The 20444-nt window shown below is 38.8% G+C and carries 17 protein-coding genes; 6 read left to right on the top strand and 11 right to left on the bottom strand.

Annotated features, from left to right (window positions below):
* Positions 1–136 precede the first annotated feature (136 nt).
* Complete coding sequence (locus CL667_04040; GenBank protein MAL16862.1) at positions 137–394, bottom strand: hypothetical protein; 258 nt, start codon at positions 392–394, stop codon at positions 137–139.
* Positions 395–660: 266 nt separating this feature from the next.
* Here CL667_04040 and CL667_04045 point away from each other — a divergent pair, with 266 nt between their 5' ends.
* The 3 genes from CL667_04045 (at position 661) to CL667_04055 (ending at position 3644) form a co-directional block, all read left to right on the top strand.
* Positions 661–1413, top strand: coding sequence for a hypothetical protein (locus tag CL667_04045; protein ID MAL16863.1), 753 nt, complete (start codon positions 661–663; stop codon positions 1411–1413).
* A gap of 70 nt (positions 1414–1483) precedes the next feature.
* Positions 1484–2653 carry a hypothetical protein gene (locus CL667_04050; GenBank protein MAL16864.1) on the top strand — a complete coding sequence of 390 codons (1170 nt, stop codon included), beginning with the start codon at positions 1484–1486 and terminating at the stop codon, positions 2651–2653.
* Positions 2637–3644: a hypothetical protein gene (locus CL667_04055; protein MAL16865.1), complete on the top strand. Its 1008-nt coding sequence runs from the start codon at positions 2637–2639 to the stop codon at positions 3642–3644. The genes CL667_04050 and CL667_04055 overlap by 17 nt, the downstream gene beginning before the upstream one ends.
* A gap of 1001 nt (positions 3645–4645) precedes the next feature.
* Here the strand turns inward: CL667_04055 and CL667_04060 are convergent.
* From CL667_04060 to CL667_04075, 4 genes are all read right to left on the bottom strand, one after another.
* The gene (locus tag CL667_04060; GenBank protein MAL16866.1) at positions 4646–6262 is read right to left on the bottom strand and encodes a hypothetical protein; all 1617 of its coding nucleotides are present in this window, start codon (positions 6260–6262) and stop codon (positions 4646–4648) included.
* 462 nt (positions 6263–6724) lie between these two features.
* Positions 6725–7120: a methylmalonyl-CoA epimerase gene (gene mce / locus CL667_04065; protein ID MAL16867.1), complete on the bottom strand. Its 396-nt coding sequence runs from the start codon at positions 7118–7120 to the stop codon at positions 6725–6727.
* A 127-nt stretch (positions 7121–7247) separates the two neighbouring features.
* Entirely contained in the window at positions 7248–8558 is a 1311-nt protein-coding gene (locus CL667_04070) for a hypothetical protein (protein ID MAL16868.1), read from the bottom strand.
* The gene (locus CL667_04075; protein MAL16869.1) at positions 8555–10729 is read right to left on the bottom strand and encodes a hypothetical protein; all 2175 of its coding nucleotides are present in this window, start codon (positions 10727–10729) and stop codon (positions 8555–8557) included. The genes CL667_04070 and CL667_04075 overlap by 4 nt, the downstream gene beginning before the upstream one ends.
* Before the next feature lie 187 nt (positions 10730–10916).
* Here CL667_04075 and CL667_04080 point away from each other — a divergent pair, with 187 nt between their 5' ends.
* Both CL667_04080 and CL667_04085 read left to right on the top strand, forming a co-directional pair.
* Positions 10917–12002, top strand: coding sequence for an AI-2E family transporter (locus CL667_04080; GenBank protein MAL16870.1), 1086 nt, complete (start codon positions 10917–10919; stop codon positions 12000–12002).
* 11 nt (positions 12003–12013) lie between these two features.
* Complete coding sequence (locus tag CL667_04085) at positions 12014–12781, top strand: hypothetical protein (protein ID MAL16871.1); 768 nt, start codon at positions 12014–12016, stop codon at positions 12779–12781.
* A 1-nt stretch (position 12782) separates the two neighbouring features.
* Here the strand turns inward: CL667_04085 and CL667_04090 are convergent, their stop codons facing one another.
* The 6 genes from CL667_04090 to CL667_04115 all read right to left on the bottom strand — a co-directional run bounded on the left by CL667_04090 (position 12783) and on the right by CL667_04115 (position 18460).
* On the bottom strand, positions 12783–13382 hold the full coding sequence (locus CL667_04090) for a hypothetical protein (protein MAL16872.1): 600 nt from the start codon (positions 13380–13382) through the stop codon (positions 12783–12785).
* A gap of 51 nt (positions 13383–13433) precedes the next feature.
* Complete coding sequence (locus tag CL667_04095) at positions 13434–15194, bottom strand: DNA polymerase/3'-5' exonuclease PolX (protein MAL16873.1); 1761 nt, start codon at positions 15192–15194, stop codon at positions 13434–13436.
* A gap of 91 nt (positions 15195–15285) precedes the next feature.
* Complete coding sequence (locus CL667_04100; protein ID MAL16874.1) at positions 15286–15651, bottom strand: YraN family protein; 366 nt, start codon at positions 15649–15651, stop codon at positions 15286–15288.
* Positions 15644–16222, bottom strand: a complete 579-nt coding sequence (locus CL667_04105) for a hypothetical protein (protein MAL16875.1) — start codon at positions 16220–16222, stop codon at positions 15644–15646. Before CL667_04105 ends, CL667_04100 begins: the two co-directional genes overlap by 8 nt.
* 83 nt (positions 16223–16305) lie before the next feature.
* On the bottom strand, positions 16306–18048 hold the full coding sequence (locus tag CL667_04110; GenBank protein ID MAL16876.1) for a glycoside hydrolase family 5: 1743 nt from the start codon (positions 18046–18048) through the stop codon (positions 16306–16308).
* A gap of 118 nt (positions 18049–18166) precedes the next feature.
* On the bottom strand, positions 18167–18460 hold the full coding sequence (locus CL667_04115) for an FmdB family transcriptional regulator (protein ID MAL16877.1): 294 nt from the start codon (positions 18458–18460) through the stop codon (positions 18167–18169).
* A 453-nt stretch (positions 18461–18913) separates the two neighbouring features.
* Between CL667_04115 and CL667_04120 the strand changes: the two genes are divergently transcribed.
* Positions 18914–20443 (top strand): sodium-independent anion transporter, encoded by a 1530-nt coding sequence (locus CL667_04120; GenBank protein MAL16878.1) that lies wholly within the window; start codon positions 18914–18916, stop codon positions 20441–20443.
* Position 20444 lies beyond the last annotated feature (1 nt).

The following is a 20444-nucleotide window of genomic DNA, read 5'->3' on the forward strand; positions in this document are numbered from 1 at the left end:
TATGCGGAACATATTGTACAGGTAAGCTATTACCCCGAAATTATTTTAATATGATAAAACCTAAGTGTACCCTTTTGTTTAGCTTAGGGCATGTTAATAAAGAAGAGTGATATTGTCAAAGAGAGATATAGCTTGCTTACCCCTTGGCTTGGCACAGCTCTACCAAAACCCCATGATTGTCTTTAGGGTGAACAAAGGCCACTAATTTATTATCTGCGCCGTCTTTGGGTTGTTCATTAAGGATGGTGAACCCTTCTTTTCGCAAACGATCTAATTCGGAATAGATATCATCTACTTCAAAGGCAACATGATGAATACCCTCGCCTTTTCGGTTAACATATTTTGCGATAACAGAATCAGGAGCAATAGGCCTCGGCAGCAGCGACGGTTTTATTAGATATCAGCTATTTTTGGAAGCAAAATATACTTAGCTTTGAATACCAGCGAACCCGCGATAACTATAATTATTTATTTACCAATTTTATGGGTAGATATAATCCATACCCATATGATATAGGGCACCATATGGGGTTAGGGGAAATTATTATTTCGATAATTCTGAAGATAAAGTTAATGGTCATGGCAATATTTCACTTCGTTAAAATTTTTAGTTCTTTTATCCAAAGTGCTATTTTTTAATAAGAAACAACTAGCTAGAAAATGATGAATTGGATTAAAAAGAAATACTATCAAGCAATTTCCGCTGAAGAAGGTAACCTATACAGTAACAGTGATGGCTGCACCCTGATTTTGTCATCTTTTAAAAGGCCAAAGAATGTTAAAAAAATTTTAGCTGCCTATATGGATTATGCACTTCTGGATGAAATAATTATTTGGCATAATGGGCCTGAGAAATTGGATATTGGAGCTTTTGATGAGGATGTTAAAATTATTGAAAGTAATGACCTGGGGCTTGCTTCAAGATATGCTGCAGGGCTATTAGCCTCAAATGACATAGTTCTCCTTCAAGACGATGATATCTTTTTTGAAGAAGAAAGTTTAAGAATAATTGTGAATGAAAGTATAAAAAATCCGGAAAGAACAATAACTTCAGAAGGGAAAATACCACATAAGGATAACACTTATGGAAAGGGCATTAAGCCAGGCATTGGGGAAAAAATTGAATGCGAAATTCATTTAAACAGGCTTGTTTGTACCAAACGTGAGTTTATCCCGCATTTTTTTTCAACACTATATAAAACCGGGCTATCCTTAAATCCAAGAACGGGTGGTGGAGAAGATATTGTTTATAGCTACGCAATTACCAATTTCACTGGAAAAAAGCCGTTAGCAGTAGGTGTTAGTTATAAAAACCTTTCTTCTAAAGAAGCAATATCTGACAGGTATGGAAATCAACATGCTAACAGAACTGATATAATGAAAATTTGTAAACAGCTCTTTGAAGAAAGTTAACCAGAAGGACATATATCAACTACTAATTCTTAGAACTTGTATATTTATTTAGGGGAATATTAGTTAGAAATTGAAAAACGCCTCAACTACAAAAGTGATTATATTACTTCCATCTCTTGCTGGAGGTGGGGCTGAGAGAACTGTATTAAACCTGTTGAAAACTTATGATAGAAATAAATTTACCATCAAAGTTTTACTAATAAGTAGCGAAGGCTCATATTCTTCATCGTTCAATAAGGCTGATTTAATCTACAGTACATCTGATTTCTTTAGAAATAATTTTTTTTGGCAACTCTGTTTCTTTGTTTTTAAGATTATGCCTTTCCATCTAAATAGCCTGAAATCTGAGAAACCAGATGTGGTAATGACGGTAACAGAGAGTATGAATTATTATGGCTATTTTTTAAAAGCTATTGGTGTCATTAACGGCATATGGATTATACGAAGTGGTAATAATATTTTTGCTGAAGCAAGATCAAAAGGTTTTGTTTTTGGCAATATTTTGCAATTTCTGTTAAAAATAACTTATCACCGTGCAGATCATGTAATCGCAATTAGCAATGGCGGTAAAAAATCTATCCTTAACAGATTTAAGATCTCTGGAAAAAAAATTACTACAATCTATAATCCAATTGATCTGAAAAAAATAGAATCCTTGGCTTCTTCAGTTAATCATTTAGAATTGAAAAAACCGTTTTTACTTGGCATAGGGAGGCTTGCTAAACAGAAAAGATTTGATAAAATGATTCGAGCCTTCTACGAAAGTAATGCCTATAAAAAAGGTTATTTACTGGTTATTCTTGGTCAAGGGCCACAGCAAAAGAATCTTCAAAAGCTGGTTGATGATTTATCTTTGAATGCTAGTGTGAAGTTCATGGGTTTTCAAGATAATCCTTATGTCTATTTAAGACATGCTGAATGCTTCTTGTTATCATCTGATTGGGAAGGATTTGCCCATGTATTAGCTGAAGCACTGGCCTGTGATACAGAAGTAATTACCACCAACTGTGACTTTGGGCCCGCTGAAATTCTTTCAGACGGCAGGTATGGAACAATTCTTGAGGGTTCTGATCCCGTGTTATTTGGGAAAGCAATTAAACAGTTTCTTGAAGATAGAGGGCTGAATATACATACAGATAAAAATCAAAGAGCATCAGATTTTGATGTAATTGTAATTATTCCACAATACGAAGAACTCTTTACTGAACTCGCATCATCCTCGAATGGAGAAAAAACATAAACTTACGGTAGTTACTTACGCTGATCAAAAATTAGAACCATCCAATGTACTTGTAGAGTCTTGCAATAAGCTTGGGCTGAAACTGGAAGTGCTTATTCATTCTACATGGAATGCGAACTCATTAAAAATCAAAGTTCTATATGATTTTTTACAAACAAAAAAAACTGATCAAATAATTCTTTTTGTTGATGCTTTTGATGTCCTGATACAAGAGAATGAACAAACGATACTCAAAAAATTTAATTCTCTAAATACAGATATACTTTTTTCTGGTGAAGCAAATTTCTCTTTTTATGACTCAACATTATATAAAGAATATTGGAGAATATACCCAAGAGGAGAAACCGTATTTGATTATGTAAATGCAGGGTCTTGTATCGGTAAAGTATCTGATTTAAGATTAATGCTTAATAAAATGATAAAGGATTACAAGATTCCAATAGAAAGAGAAGCTGAACTAACAAAAATTAAAAGCGATCAACATTTTTTTCATAGGTTTTACGTAGATAATTTTTATAAATCTGAGAATTATTTGGTCGCAAAAATTGATAGAAATCAACTCATTTTAGGCTGTACAGGAGGAAGAATGACTGCCAAAACTTTTTCTGAATACTCTAAAGTTCAGTCTTATTATCGCTTCAGAATTGAACGTCAGATACTAAAATTTCTGAACTTACATAGATTTCAAAATGAGCCTAAAGATTATGTTGTAGAAGATGGAGCTTTCATTCAAAAAGAAACTCAAACCAAACCAAGTGTTGTGCACTTACCCGGCACGTGGGCTTCTTTTGATGAAATTTTAGATAATCTTTTATCAAAAAACACACAAAATCGGCGGAAGCCATGGAAACAGAAACTTGCTGTTTTTATCAGCTTTATAAGTCAGGTAGTATCCATTATTTTCTCCCTTTTCATTAGCCTTCCATCTGTGAAACTGCAAAACAAAGAGAAACAGAGAAGAGCATCGGTCATAAGAGACCTTAAAAATTAAGATTATTATACTTTTAAGTTTATGAAAGTAAAGTAAGAATTGCCAGATTTAAGCTATATTACTCAGGGCAAACGTCTCAGTTTTAAGCTACTTGTTAAACTGTTTACAGTAACTTATACAGCCAGAAAAATACTCTGGAATTTTTTGCTTCCTAGATGTTATAAAGAGCCTGAAATACTTTTTAGAAGAATACGGACTACGCCATTTTTCGTTATAGGGTTCAGTGTTATTAATAACATTTCTTTCTCAATAAATTGCAGAGCATTCAGCGGCTTGTTCTTTCTGTAGGTTTTGTTATGAACTGCATGTAATTTTCCTGCAAGAATTAGGTTTAATACCCAGGCTCACCGCTCGGTCGTTGTAATTAGCATCTTCGCCATAGCGGAAAAAGTATGGATGAAAAACTCCCACAGTTTCCACTACTTGTCTACTCAATATCCAAAGTGCTACATTCACAAATTCAACTTCATAGGATTCTTTTAAGTTACCTGCCTTAAAATCCTCCCGGAATAATTTATGGTCTTTGCGGTTTTGTTAAAAGAATTTAGAAATTTGTAAATCAAGAACTTTTTTAGAGTCATCAAAGTGAACAGGTGAAATAATTACCCTGTCACTAAACTTCTGAGACATTCGAATTAATTCTCCCACAGTGTTTTCTTTTATTCGGGTATCTTGGTTCACAAAAAATATTCAAAACCCTCCAAATAGGCCTTTTTTAAAGCCAGATTATTTGCTTTTCCAAAGCCTAAATTTTCTATCAAATAAATCTCTTCAAAAGACATCAAAATTGTTAACGTATTGTCCGTAGACCTATTATAAACAATGGTAATACCTTCTCAACAGGCTTTTAATAAATTCTTCAATGTAATTTTTTGTCCACTGCATGTTACAATAATCGCGCAAACAGAAGCATCTTTATTACGTACCATAGTTTTTTTTAATTCTTACTTAAAGAGGGCTCTAAGGTTATTATATATATGACATATAGCAACTAAATTTTTTTAAGACATCTTGACACTTTCAATTTGCCCGTTTCTCAGCGTAATAAGCTGGTCTGCTATGGAATAATATTTATCGTCATGTGATATTAGAATTACCGTTTTTCCTTCCTTTTTAAGTCTCGGAATTATTTCAAGATAAAATTTCTCCTTAAAATGAACGTCTTGGTTGGCAGCCCATTCATCTAATACATAAATTGATTTGTCTTCTAATAATAATCGCATCAAATTAAGCCTGCTTTTTTGGCCAAAAGAAAGATTGAAATCACTGATTCTGAAAAAAGACAGATTAGTTTTTCCTGTAAGCTCTAATTCATCAATGTAAGCATCTGAGTTTTCGAACTTGTTCTCTGGTATGTATGATATGTCATCAAAAACAGGTGAATCTGTGAAATGACAACAAAGCTCATTCCGATAAAATTGAATATTATCAAGAGACAGGGTTTGTCCTTTATATTTTACCTTTCCTTTGTCTGGTTGAAATAAACCCACAATAATGTTGAAAAGGGTTGTTTTACCGCTACCATTACCACCTTTAATAATCACAATCTCATTTTCGTATATTACTGTATTTATAGGTCCAATTTTGAATTCAGATTCATTCTCTCCATAAAAATATTCTACATTTTTTAAAGAAATTATTGGTGCACTATTATTTTCATTGTTAATAGGTTGATTCTTTAATGTAGGAATTGCATCCTCCAGATCTTTACTGAGTTCATTTATTTGCTCTATAGCATTTTCAACTTTTTTCAGTTCATTAAAAAAGACAATAATTTTAATGAATGAAGGCAAAATGAAAATCATTACCACAACAAATTGTGTGATAACTGGCTGGCTTAGTTCCACCCAATCCTGTCCCCCAAGAAAAAAAATACCTAAGCCAATTAGCACGATTGCTGTTATTAGTTGTTCCAAGACAATTTTAACAAGTTCAATCTTTGTATTCTCTTGAGCTAATCTATAATTCGGAGTGTGGATAGAATGATTTATGAAGTGATCACCATGCTCCCTGTTAATAGATAAATTTTTATACCCTAAGTTGAATAACTCAAACTTGGTATGAAGTTTTGTGCGGTTAATTGATCTCTCTCTTTCAAAACGTTTTTGCATAGGCAATGCTACAATCATAACACAGGTAATAAGTAAAAAAAGTGTCAAAACCATGGTAGCTAGTTGCCAAGACAGATAAAACATATATGCAAATACTACCAGTGTTTGAGTAATAGCTACAACAAGACCTGGAAGGTTTTTCCCGAACTTACGAACTTCAGCTACTTCAAACTGTAGTACAGGAGCGATACGATTCAAGCGATCTTTTATAGCATCATAAGGTCTTCGTAGAATATTACGTGAAATGCTTTCTCTACACTCAATCAATATTTGTTCAAAATGCCATGTAATCTTTTTCCCTACAATAGTACTAATCAGTAAGGCTGTAATAATTTGACTAGCAATTAACCCAAAGTAGAAGAGTTTATTATCTTGATCTGCAACTACTAGTTCCTTAAAAAAATTTAAGCTCGAGAGATTCAGTCCGGCAACTACTAAGCTTGCTACTGAAGCAGCAAGTATTTGCTTCCGCGAAGATTGGTAAAAAAATTGAAGTGCTTTATACATTCTTATAATGGTAGAGTTTCGAGATTAAGTTTTATTCAGGCCAATTTATGTCTGAGTATTAATCTGATTTGTTTGTCAGCATGATAATATAGGGCCCATTAATTATGTAAAGGTAACAATTTTTACCAGGCTAAAGTTAAGTCTCATTTAATTTTAACCCCATTTAAGCCTTACTTCGAGTATCCAAGGTTGGGATACGAAGATCATTATTTCTACTATTATATTTAATGTGTCTGGAGAGCCTAGCTCTCAGGATATTGAACATCAGCTAGAGCTTATAATTTTATTGGAATACGTAATAATTATTTATTCTGGGACATGTGGCCTCTATTAGAGTCACGTATGAACCTCTCTCTGCGTTAATCCTTTTAAATCTATGAGAAAAAGTTCTCCTCCCTTAGATTGTTTTTTCGAGATTTTCAACCACAAGAAAGGGGGGCAAGATTTCAGGAATTATTGACCCTATCTACTCTGACACAACTCTACTAATACACCGTGATTATCTTTTGGCTGGACAAATGCAACCAACTTTTTATCGGCTCCTTTTTTGGGCTGTTTATTGAGTATGGTAAATCCTTCTTTTTTAAGCCGGGCCAGTTCTTGATGTATATCCTCCACCTCAAAAGCTACATGATGTAATCCTTCTCCATTTTTCTTGACATATTTTGCTATAACAGAGTCATCAGTCGTAGCACCTAAAAGTTCCACTTTAGATTCCCCGGTTTGAAAGAACACGGTTTCAACTTTTTCACTTTCAACTGTCTCACTTTTAGTGGGAGAGGCATTAAGGATTTTGGAGTAGGTCTCCGTTGCTGCTTTAATGTCTTTTACGGCAATGCCGATATGATCGATATGCATGGCTGGTTTATTGAATTGAAAGGTGAAAAATCAGTAGCAATAAAAAAGAGCAGGTAAGAAACAAAACTCAATGAGTAATGTTTTTTACCTGCTCTAAAATATAGAATTTTAAAAGAAGCTGTTCAGCTTATTCAAGTGAATTAATGAGTCGCTGAAATAAATCACTGCTCGTATTGCCGTTTCCTAAATTCAATTCGCTGATTTGCTTATTAACAGCTGTAATTCGCTTTTCAAGCTTTAGGCCATTCCATTCTGTAATTGATTCTGAAGGATTTTCGAAGCGCTGAAGTCTTTCAAGATATTTAACGGCTTCATTCGGATTATATCCGGAAAGGTATGTATAGATGATGCCCCAGTAGTCAGCCTCAAATTCATATTCTTCCAAACGCTCACTATTTATAGCATCATAAAAGCCATCCCCCATATCAGTGAGTCGTTGCTCACTCGTTCTTTCCTCTTCAGTAGCTTGGTCTTCGGCATTATTGGCTGCCAATTTACGACGCATTTCTTCCAGCATGCTTTCCTGTTTGATGCGTGGCTCTTGCTCCAGATACTCAACTATTCCATGTCCAAAAACCAGGTGAGCAACTTCATGGGCTATAAAATGAACCAGCTCTGCCTCTGTCTGCATCTGCTTGAGAGCTCCCTTTGAGATAAAGATATAGTTTCCGGGAAGGGAATACCCTTGAATATCTTCCACATCAAGAATGAGAATACTGAAATCCAACTCAGGGCGGTGGCTATTTTCTACTACCAATCCTGAAATAAGATCAAGGTATCGCTGAAGTGGATAGTTGCTGACCAAGCCTTTTTGAGCAACTGCACTTGCCACAGCATATCCAACCTGATCGATAGAAGGGTTGGGGTATGGAATATAGATAGCACGTGGATACAGCATTCTTCTTTGCTGATAGTCATTCATGGGGCGGTCACGAACTCCAATAAAGTTCTGAAATTCAGTAGGTGAAGCCGGTTCAATTAGGTATCGCTCAAAATTGACGGAATATTCCAGGCCACGTGTACGAGCCCATTTTTCAGAAAATCCTTTTACAGCAGCCGAAACCTGGGCAGGAGAAGCTGTCAGGTCTTCTTCAGTTACTGGGTCATCGTTGTTAAGCTGTGAAAACATCAGCCCCATACGTTGTTGCATGGAGTCCGACTCAAGTTCATCAGAGCTGATTTGAGCTTCGGAAAGCGTATAGCTTGGCAACCAGCCTCTTGTGTCTTTAAACCAAACACGATTCCAATACCCCTCGGTTGAATCCAGTTCAACTTTATTATTGATGTAAAGTCTTAGAAGGAATTCATGATAGGCTGCCGGACCTTCTCTAAGGTCAGCTGTTTGATTCGTGTACCTTGTTTGTGCAATTCCTGACTGGCTAAAGATAACTGTGCTTAATAGCAGCACCCCAAAAATAGAAAGTATTGTTTTCATCATTTATTTGTTTGTTGATAGCTTCCTTCCCAGTTTTCCCCGGGCGGATTCTTTTTAAATACCTCGATGTTCTTTAAATAAATACGGCAAAGCATGTCCCCGTCTTTCATTTCCAGTGCTTTTTGGAAATTAACTTCTGCCTCTTCCCATTCCCGATTATAATACTGATTTAAACCTTTATGGAAAAGTTCAACAAAAGGGGCCCATTTTGCATGCTCAGTATCATCATTCTCACAAACCAGCTCAAAAATACGGATGGGTTTTGTTTTACCTTTTGCCTTCATCAAAGCAACTTCACGGGTCAGCATACGGTCTTTAACTTGTAGCTGTGTACTTTCAGAGATCAAAATCCGGGTACCAAAATCTTTGTTGGCGGGTTCAAGTCGTGCACCTAAATTCACATTATCGCCTAATACGGTATAGCTAAAGCGATCTTTAGAGCCCATGTTACCAACAACCATCGGCCCTGAATTTAACCCATAACGAACATGCGGTGCGGGTAAGTCATCTCCACTCCATTTAGCTTGTAGCTCCTGGAGCTTATCCTCCATTTCGAGCACACATTTACAGGCAAGGTAGGCATGTTCTTCGGTTGGCACGGGAGCTCCCCAAAAAGCCATAATAGCATCACCGATATACTTATCCAGGGTGCCTTTATTTCTGAAAACAATATCAGTCATTTCACTCAGGTACTCATTCAGAAAAGTAACGAGTTCTTCAGGAGGCATATCTTCCGAAATAGAAGTAAAACCAGCCAAGTCACTAAACAGTACAGTTAGTTCTTTCTTTTCGCCTCCTAACTTTAGCAACTCGGGCGATTCAATAATTTGTTCGACCAGCTCTTTTTGAAGGTATAAGTCAAACGCGCTTCGGATAGCACGTTTTTGGGCATCTTCACTGACATATTTTGTGGTATAACCAACAATGATGACTAACAATGAGGAAAGGAAAATTTCGGCAGTAGGGAACCAGACCCGATATACACTGAATAGCAGTAACCCTATAACTACAATTGATCCCATTACTACCGCAGAAACAGAAATATTGACTCGGGAAGGAGTCCAGAAAATAGCAGCAAGCAGCAGGGCACAAATAATTAGAATCAGGATATTCTTAACAAGGTTAGGAACCGATGTGATGAAGTCGTTTTCTAATAAATTATTGGCAACCGCAGCATGTATTTCTACACCGGGGAAGGGCTCTATGGGACTCATCGGGGTTGATTTGATGTCGGATAAACCGGCTGCACTTGCCCCTATGAAAACAATTTTATCCTGTAATTCAATTAATGAATCTGCATTGGTGGTTCCTGTTTGCCGAAACTGCAAACCGGCTTTAAACAACCCATAAATTGGATAGGTGCGGAAGGAGCCATCATTCACCCCACCTTGCTTGTACCAATTAATCAGATAATTTCCATCATCTTGTAAAGGGATTTCCAGGGAGTCAACGTGAAGGGCATTGCCTTTCTCTTCTAGAGTCAGGTTTTGAGGATTGGTGTATCCTAAGTAAGCAGCAACACCAAGTGACGGGATTGCTTTTTCTTCGGTTAAATTGAAGAAAAGCGGAACCGATCGAATAATAGATTCATTTTGTGTGGGAATCTGAACAGACCCAAGCTTATGAGCCGTCTTTAGAAATCGAGGAATGGGAACGTTAGAAACACTATAAAGCTGGTGTTGATCTTCAATATTTATGGGATAGGTAAAACGGTCTAATTTGCCAGATTCATAGGCTGAATCAGATTCTAAAGTTTGAATAGAAAGTACTGAGTTTTGGTAGGTGCCAAACATCTGTTCAAGGAAAAGATCACTCATCCATCCTGACATGCCCCTTCGGTCAAAATCTGGTTGATCAAAAAGCACATCATAAACAACAAGCCGTACACCTTTTGCCATTAGGTAATTATGTACGGTTCCATACACTTCACGAGGCCAAGGCCAGTAAATACCGTGATTTTCCACAAAGTCATCCAGACTTTTTTGGTCAATCATAGCAAGCGAAACACGCTCTTTGGGAACGTCCCGATCAAAAGTTCTAAACTTTTGGTCCAAAAGAGAGTACTCAATAGGGTTAAAAAAACCGGAATATTGAAGGGCAAAAAGAGAGCTCATCACCCCAACAAACACTAAACCGATGAGCGTACCTTTTGATAGTTTTTTGCTTTTTTTCATTTCTGTACCCGATTAATAGTAACCCTTAAGCAACTTTATAATAGTAAATAAACAGTACTCCTTCACTTTCTTATTTAGAAAATAAGCATGTTTTGAAGTGCGACATTATATAATACATCTTAGAAATGCTTTATTTATCATTGCCTGTAAAGCTGTAAGAAGTAAAACGAACACAATATAAATATTTATGGCACACCATAGAGTTAAATCTTCCGGCAAATATCCCTTTTGGCTTAAGTCGACCATTACCCTTATCGGGTTAAGCCTGCTTTTTGTGATCGTCAGCTACGCGAAGTTCATTTTGATGCCCCTGGCTTTTTCTGCCTTTTTTGCGATGCTTTTAAATCCATTGGTTCGGCTTTTTGAACGGTGGAAAGTAGGTCGTGCCTTTAGCATAATTCTGACCCTTTTGGTTGTATTTATTGTTTTTACCGGAGTTATATCACTGATATCAGCACAGTTTGTACAATTTGCTGAACGAATCCCTGAGGTGACAGAAAAACTTAAGACAGTATCAAACAGTGCTATTCAATATTTGGAGGAAACAGCAGGAATCTCACAAGAGGAGCAAAGTGAATACCTGCAACAGGGTATCAATAACCTCATTGACCAAAGCGGAAATTATGTGAGTTCTTTTTTAAGCGCTACCACCAATATTTTTACGGTTATGACGCTGATGCCCATCTTCGTCTTTTTCATGTTGTATTATCAGGAAATGTACAGGACGTTCTTCCAAAAGCTATTTACTTCAAGAAAAGAAGAGGGCTCCGGTGTTGATAAACTCTTAGATAACATTCAGGATGTAACTCAAAATTATTTGGTAGGAATGTTATCTGTAATCGGGATATTAGCAGTTTTAAACACCACCGGGCTTTTAATTATTGGCCTCGAACACGCCTTATTCTTCGGTGTTTTTGCTTCCTTGTTAGCCATCATCCCATATATTGGAATTATTATTGGGGCCCTGCCACCGTTACTTTTTGCCCTGTTGTTAACCGACTCTTTACTAACACCCGTCTTTGTGGTAGCGGTATTTGCGACGGTACAGTTTTTGGAAGGAAATTTTATCACCCCAAGAATTGTAGGATCTAAAGTTTCCATAAACCCTTTTGTAGCTATGGTCGCATTGATAGTGGGAGGAGAGCTATGGGGTATTTCCGGGATGATTTTATTTGTACCACTCATCGGAATTTTAAAGGTCGTATTTGATCAGATTCCGGAAATGAAGCCTTATGGATATTTATTAGGCAACAGTATTACCTATGAGAAATGAAACGCTTTTTAATGGTGCCTGAAAGGATTCAACATACCTTACTCTTTATAGTACTTATTTTGCTTACTGTGGCATGTGCACCGGAAGAGAAAAAGAAAAAAGAGCATTACTTTTTGGATGGTTACGACCATCTTGAATTCAGGGACAAGGCTGGAAATAAAGTGGCTCCTTCAGAATATATCTACTCAACCCAAGTTAATGGTGAAAGAGGATATTTTGTCGAAGACAGCACGCTTACACTCTATAACACAAGAGAAGGGGCGCCATACTCAGGGTATATCAGAACGTTTCATAGCCGGAGCTATAATTTGCAGGGTGAATTTCAAGATGGGGTGATGCAGCGCCTTAGGTACTGGCATCGTAACCGAACATTAGGAATGGATGCTAATTATAAAAATGAGTCGGGTTCTATCTGGAAAGACAATGGAAAACTGGTTGTTAACTGGAACTCAGAAGAGATGTACTATCTAAATCCGGTTTCACAATCGATTGAGCAAATTATTTCAGACACACTTACCAGTTACTTTGATGCAGAAGGTGAACTGGAATATTATACCGTTCGCCGTGATACCGCCTATATAAATTACTATTCTGATGGAACTCCGAGATTTGAAATGCCAAGAAGAAGCGGATATGACCGAAGTGGCATTCTAAGACGGTGGCATCCAAATGGACAGTTACAAGTTATAGGGATGTACGAAAAGGGAGAGCAGGTTGGAACGTGGATTGAATACGACAGCCTTGGAAATGAAATTGACCGGATAGAATACCCGGATTAGATCAAATATCGTTTGGAAAAAATAAATCCCGGACGTGGGTATAATTTGCTGCCATCCGGCCTATAGGGTCAAAGGTGTCATAGTTTACTTTATCATTTTCCAAATACACATCATCATTAATGTGATAACAAACCAACTCCCCGATTACCTGATTAAAATCGCCAAGTTCCATAACGTGATCTAGTTTGCATTCCATACTGATTGCCGCTTCTTCTACACGCGGTGCAGTAATCAATTTACTTTTTGCAGGAGTGAGGCCGGTTTCCTCAAATTCACTAACATCTTTTGGAAAAATATGGCTGCTCTTATGCATTTGATCAGCCAGCCGGGAAGACACTAAATTTATGACAAAGTCTCCGGTCTCCTTAATATTTGCCAGTGTGTCTTTATCTCCTTTTTTACCAACATTGGCACCTTTCCCGATAGATATGATGAACATAATCGGATTATGCGAAATAACCTGGAAGTAACTATAAGGAGCTAAATTAAATATTCCGCTCTTGCCAACAGAAGAAATCCAGGCAATAGGTCTTGGAACTACCGACCCCTTTACAAGCTTCGCAATTTGATGTTCAGAAAATTGGGATTTTTCTATAATCATGTATGTGGGTTCTAAGGGCGTTTATAATCTTAACTGTGTGAATGATGAAGTCTAACGTGACTCAAAATATGCTTTTACTTCATCCGCACTTTTGGTATTCAATACTCGGTCTTTTCCATACTTTCCTTTTCGGGCAATGCGTACGCCAAAGGGAATATCATCAATTCCGTCGGTAGTATGAGCATCCGGATTGATAGAAGTCATAAGGCCGGTTTCTAGGGCTTTGTTTCCAAACCTCCAGTCCAGATCAAGTCGCCTTGGGTTAGCGTTAATTTCGATTGCGGTGTTATGTTCAGCAGCTAAAGCGACGAGCTCATTCAAGTCTAAATCGCTGCCATTTCTTCTCAGTAATAAGCGTCCGGTTGGGTGGCCCAAAATTCTGGTATAGGGATTTTTGATAGCATTCCGCATTCGCTCCATCATTTTATCACGGGGCATCTCAAGAGATTGGTGCACGCTGGCAATCACAAAGTCAAAACCTTCCAATATTTCGTCGTCATAATCCAGCGAGCCATCGGCTAGAATGTCTGACTCGATACCTTTAAAAATCACAAAATTCTTGCCGGCTTCTTCGAACTCTGCATTCAGCTCATCAACTTCTTCCCATTGCTGCTTGATTTCGTCAACGGAAAGTCCACCCGCATAAGCCGCTGTTTTAGAATGATCGGTGAGGCCTAAGTATTCATAACCCCGCTCCATGCAGGCTTCAGCCATTTCTTTTATAGAATACTTACCATCACTGTAGGTGCTGTGGGCGTGAATGACTCCGCGAATATCATCATCCGTGACTAAGTCGAAATCTTCCTGTTCCTCATAAATATCAAATTCACCACGATCTTCACGAAGTTCAGGTGGAACAAAGTGGAGGTCTAATTTTTGATAGATGTCAGATTCGCTGGAAGTTTCAACGGGCCTATCAAAGTCAGTATCACCATCTTCGTTAAGCTTGAAAAGGCCGTATTCATTCAGGCTCATTCCCCGGTCTCTGGCGCGTTGGCGCATTACCACGTTGTGCTCTTTGCTTCCGGTGAAATACATTAAAGCCGCTGAGAATTCTTTAGGAGCGACGATGCGCAAATCTACCTGTCGACCTTCTTTGGTGCGAACAGAACTTTTAGTGTCACCCTTACCTAGTACTTCCGTCACTCGATCGTGATTCGTGAAAACCTCAAAAAGTGAGTTTATGTGTTTTTCTTCTGCAGCAATAAGGATGTCGATATCACCAATGGTTTCGAGTCCACGGCGATATGAGCCAGCAACTTCAATCTGTTCTACACCTTCTTCACCCTTAAGGCTATTAAAAATAGTTGTAGCAATTTCCTGAGCCTGATCCAGCCGGCATCGCTCATCAAACTTCTCCATCCACTCGATGGATTTCATGATCTTATCAGCTGACTTCTGTCCCAATCCCGATAACGAAGCAACGGACCCATCTTCGATTTTCTCTTTTAATTCTTCAATGGTGCTAATGCCTAATTCTTTATGAATTTTATAGGCGTTTTTGGGTCCCAACCCGGAAATACTTAACCACTTCACTAATCCTTCTGGCACTTTTTCTTTGAAGGCTTCTAAAACAGGCATTTCACCGGTTTCATCGAGAGCGTAAATATCTTCAGCTATAGATTTTCCTATACCTTTGATATCGGTCAGGTTTTTATCTGAAATATAGTTTTGAATGTTATCCTGAAGCCCTTCAATTGTTTGTGCAGCTTTATCGAAGGCTATGACTTTGAAACGGTTCTCTCCAGCAAGCTGCATGAGTTGTGATACTTCACGAAGTTTTGCCGCAATATCCTGATTGGTGTAAGGCATGAAATGAATTAGCTAAAAAATTAATGTATTGGATGATAGTAACTAATGGCTTTGCATTCAAAAAGGTTCAGGGTTGAGGTGTTAATAAAACTTACCTGAATGCATCCTCAATGTGATTGAACTCCGGTGCTTCATTTTTTTCTTGAAGTATGCCAACGATATCAAAACGCATGGGAGAGCCCTCCATCTTTCGCTCATACATCCAGGCTTCGGAGGCTTTGAATATGTTCTTTACTTTGTCTTCCGTTACGTGCTCAAAAGGTTGACCAAACTTGGTATTTGAGCGGAGCTTGACTTCTACAAAAACGATAGCTGTATCATCATAAGCAACGATGTCAACTTCGGCATGTTCAAAAAAGTAATTTCGTTCAAGAATTCGCCATCCCTTAGACTCAAGGTAAGCACAAGCGAGGTCTTCGCCTTCATTTCCAATTTCTCGCTTTGACTTCTTAGTCATCTGTACTTTTTTTGCTTACAAGTGATTCTTTGACTTCTACCAGCTTTATAAGCTGTTTTAAAAACTTCAGGTTTTTCTTGCTGATGTACGGAAGAAGGGCCCCGGTGAAGCGCTCAAACATCTCCAAAAACTCAACGTAGTTTTCGATGCGGACTTTGAACTCTTTGCTCTCTTCATCATTAAGTCCACCAGATTCCAAAGTCTGAATGCACTTTTCAAGGTTTTCGCGAATTGGAGCAATTTCCTGTTGCTGCCTTTCCCTTATTATGGTGGATACTATTTTCCAGACATCAGTTTCAGCCGAGTAATAATCCTTGCGGTCGCCGGGAAAAGATTTTTTGTGAATGAGTTCCCAGTCAACTAACCGGCGAAGGTTCATATTTGCATTGCCGCGGCTGATATCCAGCGTGTCCATGATGGAGTCGGTATCCAGTGGTTGCGACTCTGCATATAGTAATGCGTGGATCTGAGACATGGTTTTATTAATTCCCCATGCTGAGGCCATATCACCCCATAACATTACAAATTGTTCTAACGCTTGTTCGTAAGCTTCCGGCCTTTTGGCTGCCATTTTAAATACCTGAATTTAGTTACCCAAATATAATGACTTTGAAGTAATTATGATGGAACTAGAAAATTCAGATTTACCGAAGTTTATTCAAAATTAAGTTCGGTAATGTTAAACCCGCCGGTTACTGCAGTCAATCTTAAAGTGTATGTGCCGGATGGGAAATCGGCTGTTCCCAGTCTCAGTCGTTGCCAGGTTTGATACCCTCCTGTGTTAGGCACATCAACTGTGCCTGTAAGGGAAACTCCGTCAAGCTGGAGCAGCAGCTCTGAAGAATTTATTGCAGAGGCAATTCGTGCGGTCATGTCATACGTGCCTTCTGTAACCTCAACGGTATACTCCATCCATTCTCCGGTTTCTATCCAGCCCACATTATACTCATTGGCTGGGTCTTCGCTGGACTGTATATCAACTCCATCGTTGCGATATTCCCAGCCATTATTGCCGTTATTTTGAGCATCGTCACTGCTTACTCGCTTATATTCAACATCCCAATAAGAAACGTTGTTTGTGCCGATATCATAATCAACGGCTTTTATATTTCCGGGAATCGTCAGCTCTTTGTATGGTTCATTTATAGTTCCAAAAGAAGGAGAAAAGAGGGCGGCGATTACATCGGGCCTTCTTGTTGTATTTTCTATCTGAAGGTCTTCAGCCATTTTAAAAAGACCGTCTTTGGCCTCTGAAACTGAAGGGCGGTTTCCACCTCTCCAGTACTCCAATACTTTCTCGTAATTTTCATTAGTTGGTGCTGATAGGGGAGAAGTGATCGTCTCTAATTTTTTATGAGTCCACCAGTTCCAGCCCACATTATTCCGCTCCATCAGCTTGATAGTTTCGTAAAACCACGGGTTTGAATTCTCCCCAGACTCACCTAACCACAATGGCACATTATGCTGTGAACGGATATTAAGTAGATATTGGATAGTTCCCTGATCTGTTTCATTCCAGTATTTATGGAAGGCGTAAACCATGTTGTCGTCAAAGGGAGGGGTGAGGAAATCGAAGGTTGTTGCATAATAATTACCTTCGATAAACAGGATATGATTTTCGTCTATTTTGCGGATGGCCGTAGTTAGTTGTCCATACAGGCGGGCCAAGTCACGTCCGCCGTAACCATCAGGAGTTACTGGCTCGTTAATTAAATCATAACCGATAATGATGGTTTCATCCTTGTATTGTCGGGCAATTTCTTCCCACACTTTTACGGTGATGGGCCAGTAAGTCTCACTTTCGGTCCAGAGCCGTGCGGTTCCATCACTGTCAGAAATAGGGCCATCATTTTGAGCGCCCGGGGCCGCATGCATATCTAAAATTACGTCAACACGATGGCGCTTACACCAAACAAGCAGTTGGTCTAGCCGGTCAAATCCCTCATCAATAAATTCATCGGTGTCGATATCGTAAAAAAGATTGTAATGAAAAGGAAAACGGATGTGATCTGCGCCCCATTCTTTCATGGCAATGATGTCAGCTTCCTGAACATAATTATCACGAAAAAGCTGGAACCACTCTTCGGTATCAGCGGGGCCAATAAGGTCTTCAATTTGTCGGCGAATAGATGTTGGCGATCCACCATCGGGAGCAGAAATGTTAAACATGTATCCCTCGGGCAAAAGCCAGCCACCCAATCCAAAACCTTTGATTACTACCGGTTCACCCTGACGGTTTAGTATTTCCTGACCGTCTGTTTTGAAGAACGTCTTGTCGTTATAGCCATTGAGATCTGAGTCATCAACGCCTCCATCATCTTTTGCCCCCGTATTCGGCTTACAGGATATGAGCGTGAATAAAATTAATAGCGGGAAAGCAACTTGAGTGAATCTCATCAGTGACTCCTAAAATGGTGGTTTGCATGAAAAAAATACGTCATACAAACAGAAGAATCAGAGATAAGAATTTTCACAGACCTAAACTCAAGGCACTAAATGGCTTGTAAAGAAATTTTTATTCTTTAGAAGTTTCTTTACCTGATTTTTCAGGTTTTGAGGCTTCCGCTTTTGGCTCAGTTTTAGCAGAACCTTCAGTTTCAGCCGGAGGTGTAGAAGCAGATTTTCGTCCGCCATCTTTATAGTCCGTCACATACCAGCCATCACCTTTATAAACGACACCACCGCCTCCTGAAATCACACGTTTCACAGCTTGTCCGGTATCAGGGCAAGTTTTCAATGGCTCTTCGCTCATTTTTTGTTTGACTTCAAAAGTACTTCCGTCTTCTCTTTTGTATTCGTAAGTAGGCATGTTAGAAATGTTAGATTAAGAAATGATGAATTTTCAATGGCTGAATATCAAATAGTGTGCCAAGAAACTATAGGTCTGTAACATTGATAGAAGTTAATTCAGTTCTCGCACAATCGTAAGGGAAAATGGAGGAAAAAAATTTTAAAAAAGCGATGGATTGAAAGTCAATATTGCAGAAATGGGAAAAGAAAGAGAGAGTTAAGAAGCCAAATGCCCGACTATTTCTTCAGAAAACCGCTTACAAGTTCAATGCTGAAAAATGCAACCATGTTTATGATTTCATAACATGAAAAGATAGATCATCAGGTACTCATCTATAACAAAAGTCCGTAACTTTATGTGCTTCAAATAGAGGATTCGCACTGCGCTAGCCCGTCAAGAAAACTCACCTTATAAGCAGGCATTCTTTTTAGAGAAATTGATTTTATAACACACTTAGTATCCAATAAATAGATGAAAAAGTATTTGGACCTTTTTGGTCTCAACGACAAGATTGACTACAAAACTGAAATTTTAGCCGGTATTACAGTATCCATGGCTCTTATTCCGGAAGCCGTTGCCTTTGCGATGATTGCCGGACTTTCTCCGCTAACCGGACTTTATGCCGCATTTATGATGGGCTTGGTTACCTCTATTATTGGTGGCCGACCGGGGATGATTTCCGGAGCTACAGGTGCTATTGCGGTGGTATTGGTAGCCTTGGCTCAATCACATGGCGTTGAGTATATATTTGGTGCAGTAATACTTGCAGGTATCATTCAGGTAGCAGCCGGCGCTTTGAAGTTAGGAAAGCTGATGCGCTTGGTTCCACATCCTGTGATTTTCGGTTTTGTAAATGGACTCGCCGTAATCATTTTTATGTCTCAGCTGGCACAGTTTAAAACACCCGGCGGGGAATGGATGACCGGTCAGGCAATGTATGTTTTATTAGGGCTGGTTGCCTTAACCATGCTGATTATATGGGGACTTCCAAAATTAACAAAAGCAGTTCCGGCTTCACTGGTGGCAATTTTGACAGTATTCGGTGTGGTAGTGGCATTTGGCATTGAAACCCGTACTGTTGGAGATATAGCTTCCATTTCCGGTGGATTCCCTCCATTTCACATTCCGCAAATACCGTTCTCAATGGAAGCCTTTATGGTGATTCTGCCTTATTCGGCGATCATTGCCGGTGTTGGGTTGATTGAAAGCTTGTTGACGCTAAATATCATTGACGAGATTACAGAAACCCGTGGAAATGGAAATCAGGAAGCTATTGCTCAGGGATCAGCGAACATTCTTTCAGGACTCTTTTCCGGAATGGGTGGTTGCGCTATGATTGGCCAGAGTTTGATTAACGTTTCTTCCGGTGCCCGGACACGCATTTCCGGTATCGTAGCTTCGGTGATGCTATTGGTATTTATCATGTTTGGTGCCCCCATTATTGAATTGATGCCAATGGCCGCTTTAACCGGGCTGATGATCATGGTTGCAGTCGGTACTTTTGAGTGGGCAAGTTTAAGAACGTTTAACCGCATGCCGGCTTCTGATATTTTCGTGATGGTAACAGTAACACTGGTAACGGCTGTTCTTCATAATTTGGCACTGGCTGTTATTGTTGGGGTGATTATAGCCGCGCTGGTATTTGCATGGGATAACGCGAAAAGAATTCGTGCCCGCAAGCACATTGATGAAGACGGAATCAAACACTACGAAATCTACGGCCCGCTATTCTTTGGATCGGTAACCGTATTCAACTCCAAGTTTGATGTACTTAACGACCCCGATGAGGTTATCATCGATTTTGAGGAAAGCCGGGTCGTTGATATGTCAGCGATTGAAGCGCTGAATAAAATAACGGAGCGTTACAATAAGGTGGGAAAAACGGTACACTTAAAGCACCTTAGTAAAGATTGTCGCCAGTTGCTTGCAGATGCAGACGCCATCATTGATGTAAATGTGATGGAAGATCCCACCTACAAGCTGGCGATCGATCAGGTTTAAA

Origin of the sequence: Balneola sp., from assembly GCA_002694685.1 — a bacterium.
GTDB lineage: Bacteria > Bacteroidota > Rhodothermia > Balneolales > Balneolaceae > Gracilimonas.

Coding starts and splice junctions, on each gene's coding strand:
- CL667_04085 (MAL16871.1), top strand. CDS start 12,014: ATGGTGCCTGAAAGGATTCAACATACCTTACTCTTTATAGTACTTATT.
- CL667_04120 (MAL16878.1), top strand. CDS start 18,914: ATGAAAAAGTATTTGGACCTTTTTGGTCTCAACGACAAGATTGACTAC.
- CL667_04090 (MAL16872.1), bottom strand. CDS start 13,382: ATGATTATAGAAAAATCCCAATTTTCTGAACATCAAATTGCGAAGCTT.
- CL667_04110 (MAL16876.1), bottom strand. CDS start 18,048: ATGAGATTCACTCAAGTTGCTTTCCCGCTATTAATTTTATTCACGCTC.
- CL667_04075 (MAL16869.1), bottom strand. CDS start 10,729: ATGAAAAAAAGCAAAAAACTATCAAAAGGTACGCTCATCGGTTTAGTG.
- CL667_04060 (MAL16866.1), bottom strand. CDS start 6,262: ATGTATAAAGCACTTCAATTTTTTTACCAATCTTCGCGGAAGCAAATA.
- CL667_04105 (MAL16875.1), bottom strand. CDS start 16,222: ATGGCAGCCAAAAGGCCGGAAGCTTACGAACAAGCGTTAGAACAATTT.
- CL667_04095 (MAL16873.1), bottom strand. CDS start 15,194: ATGCCTTACACCAATCAGGATATTGCGGCAAAACTTCGTGAAGTATCA.
- CL667_04080 (MAL16870.1), top strand. CDS start 10,917: ATGGCACACCATAGAGTTAAATCTTCCGGCAAATATCCCTTTTGGCTT.
- CL667_04100 (MAL16874.1), bottom strand. CDS start 15,651: ATGACTAAGAAGTCAAAGCGAGAAATTGGAAATGAAGGCGAAGACCTC.
- CL667_04115 (MAL16877.1), bottom strand. CDS start 18,460: ATGCCTACTTACGAATACAAAAGAGAAGACGGAAGTACTTTTGAAGTC.
- CL667_04045 (MAL16863.1), top strand. CDS start 661: ATGATGAATTGGATTAAAAAGAAATACTATCAAGCAATTTCCGCTGAA.
- mce (MAL16867.1), bottom strand. CDS start 7,120: ATGCATATCGATCATATCGGCATTGCCGTAAAAGACATTAAAGCAGCA.
- CL667_04055 (MAL16865.1), top strand. CDS start 2,637: ATGGAGAAAAAACATAAACTTACGGTAGTTACTTACGCTGATCAAAAA.
- CL667_04070 (MAL16868.1), bottom strand. CDS start 8,558: ATGATGAAAACAATACTTTCTATTTTTGGGGTGCTGCTATTAAGCACA.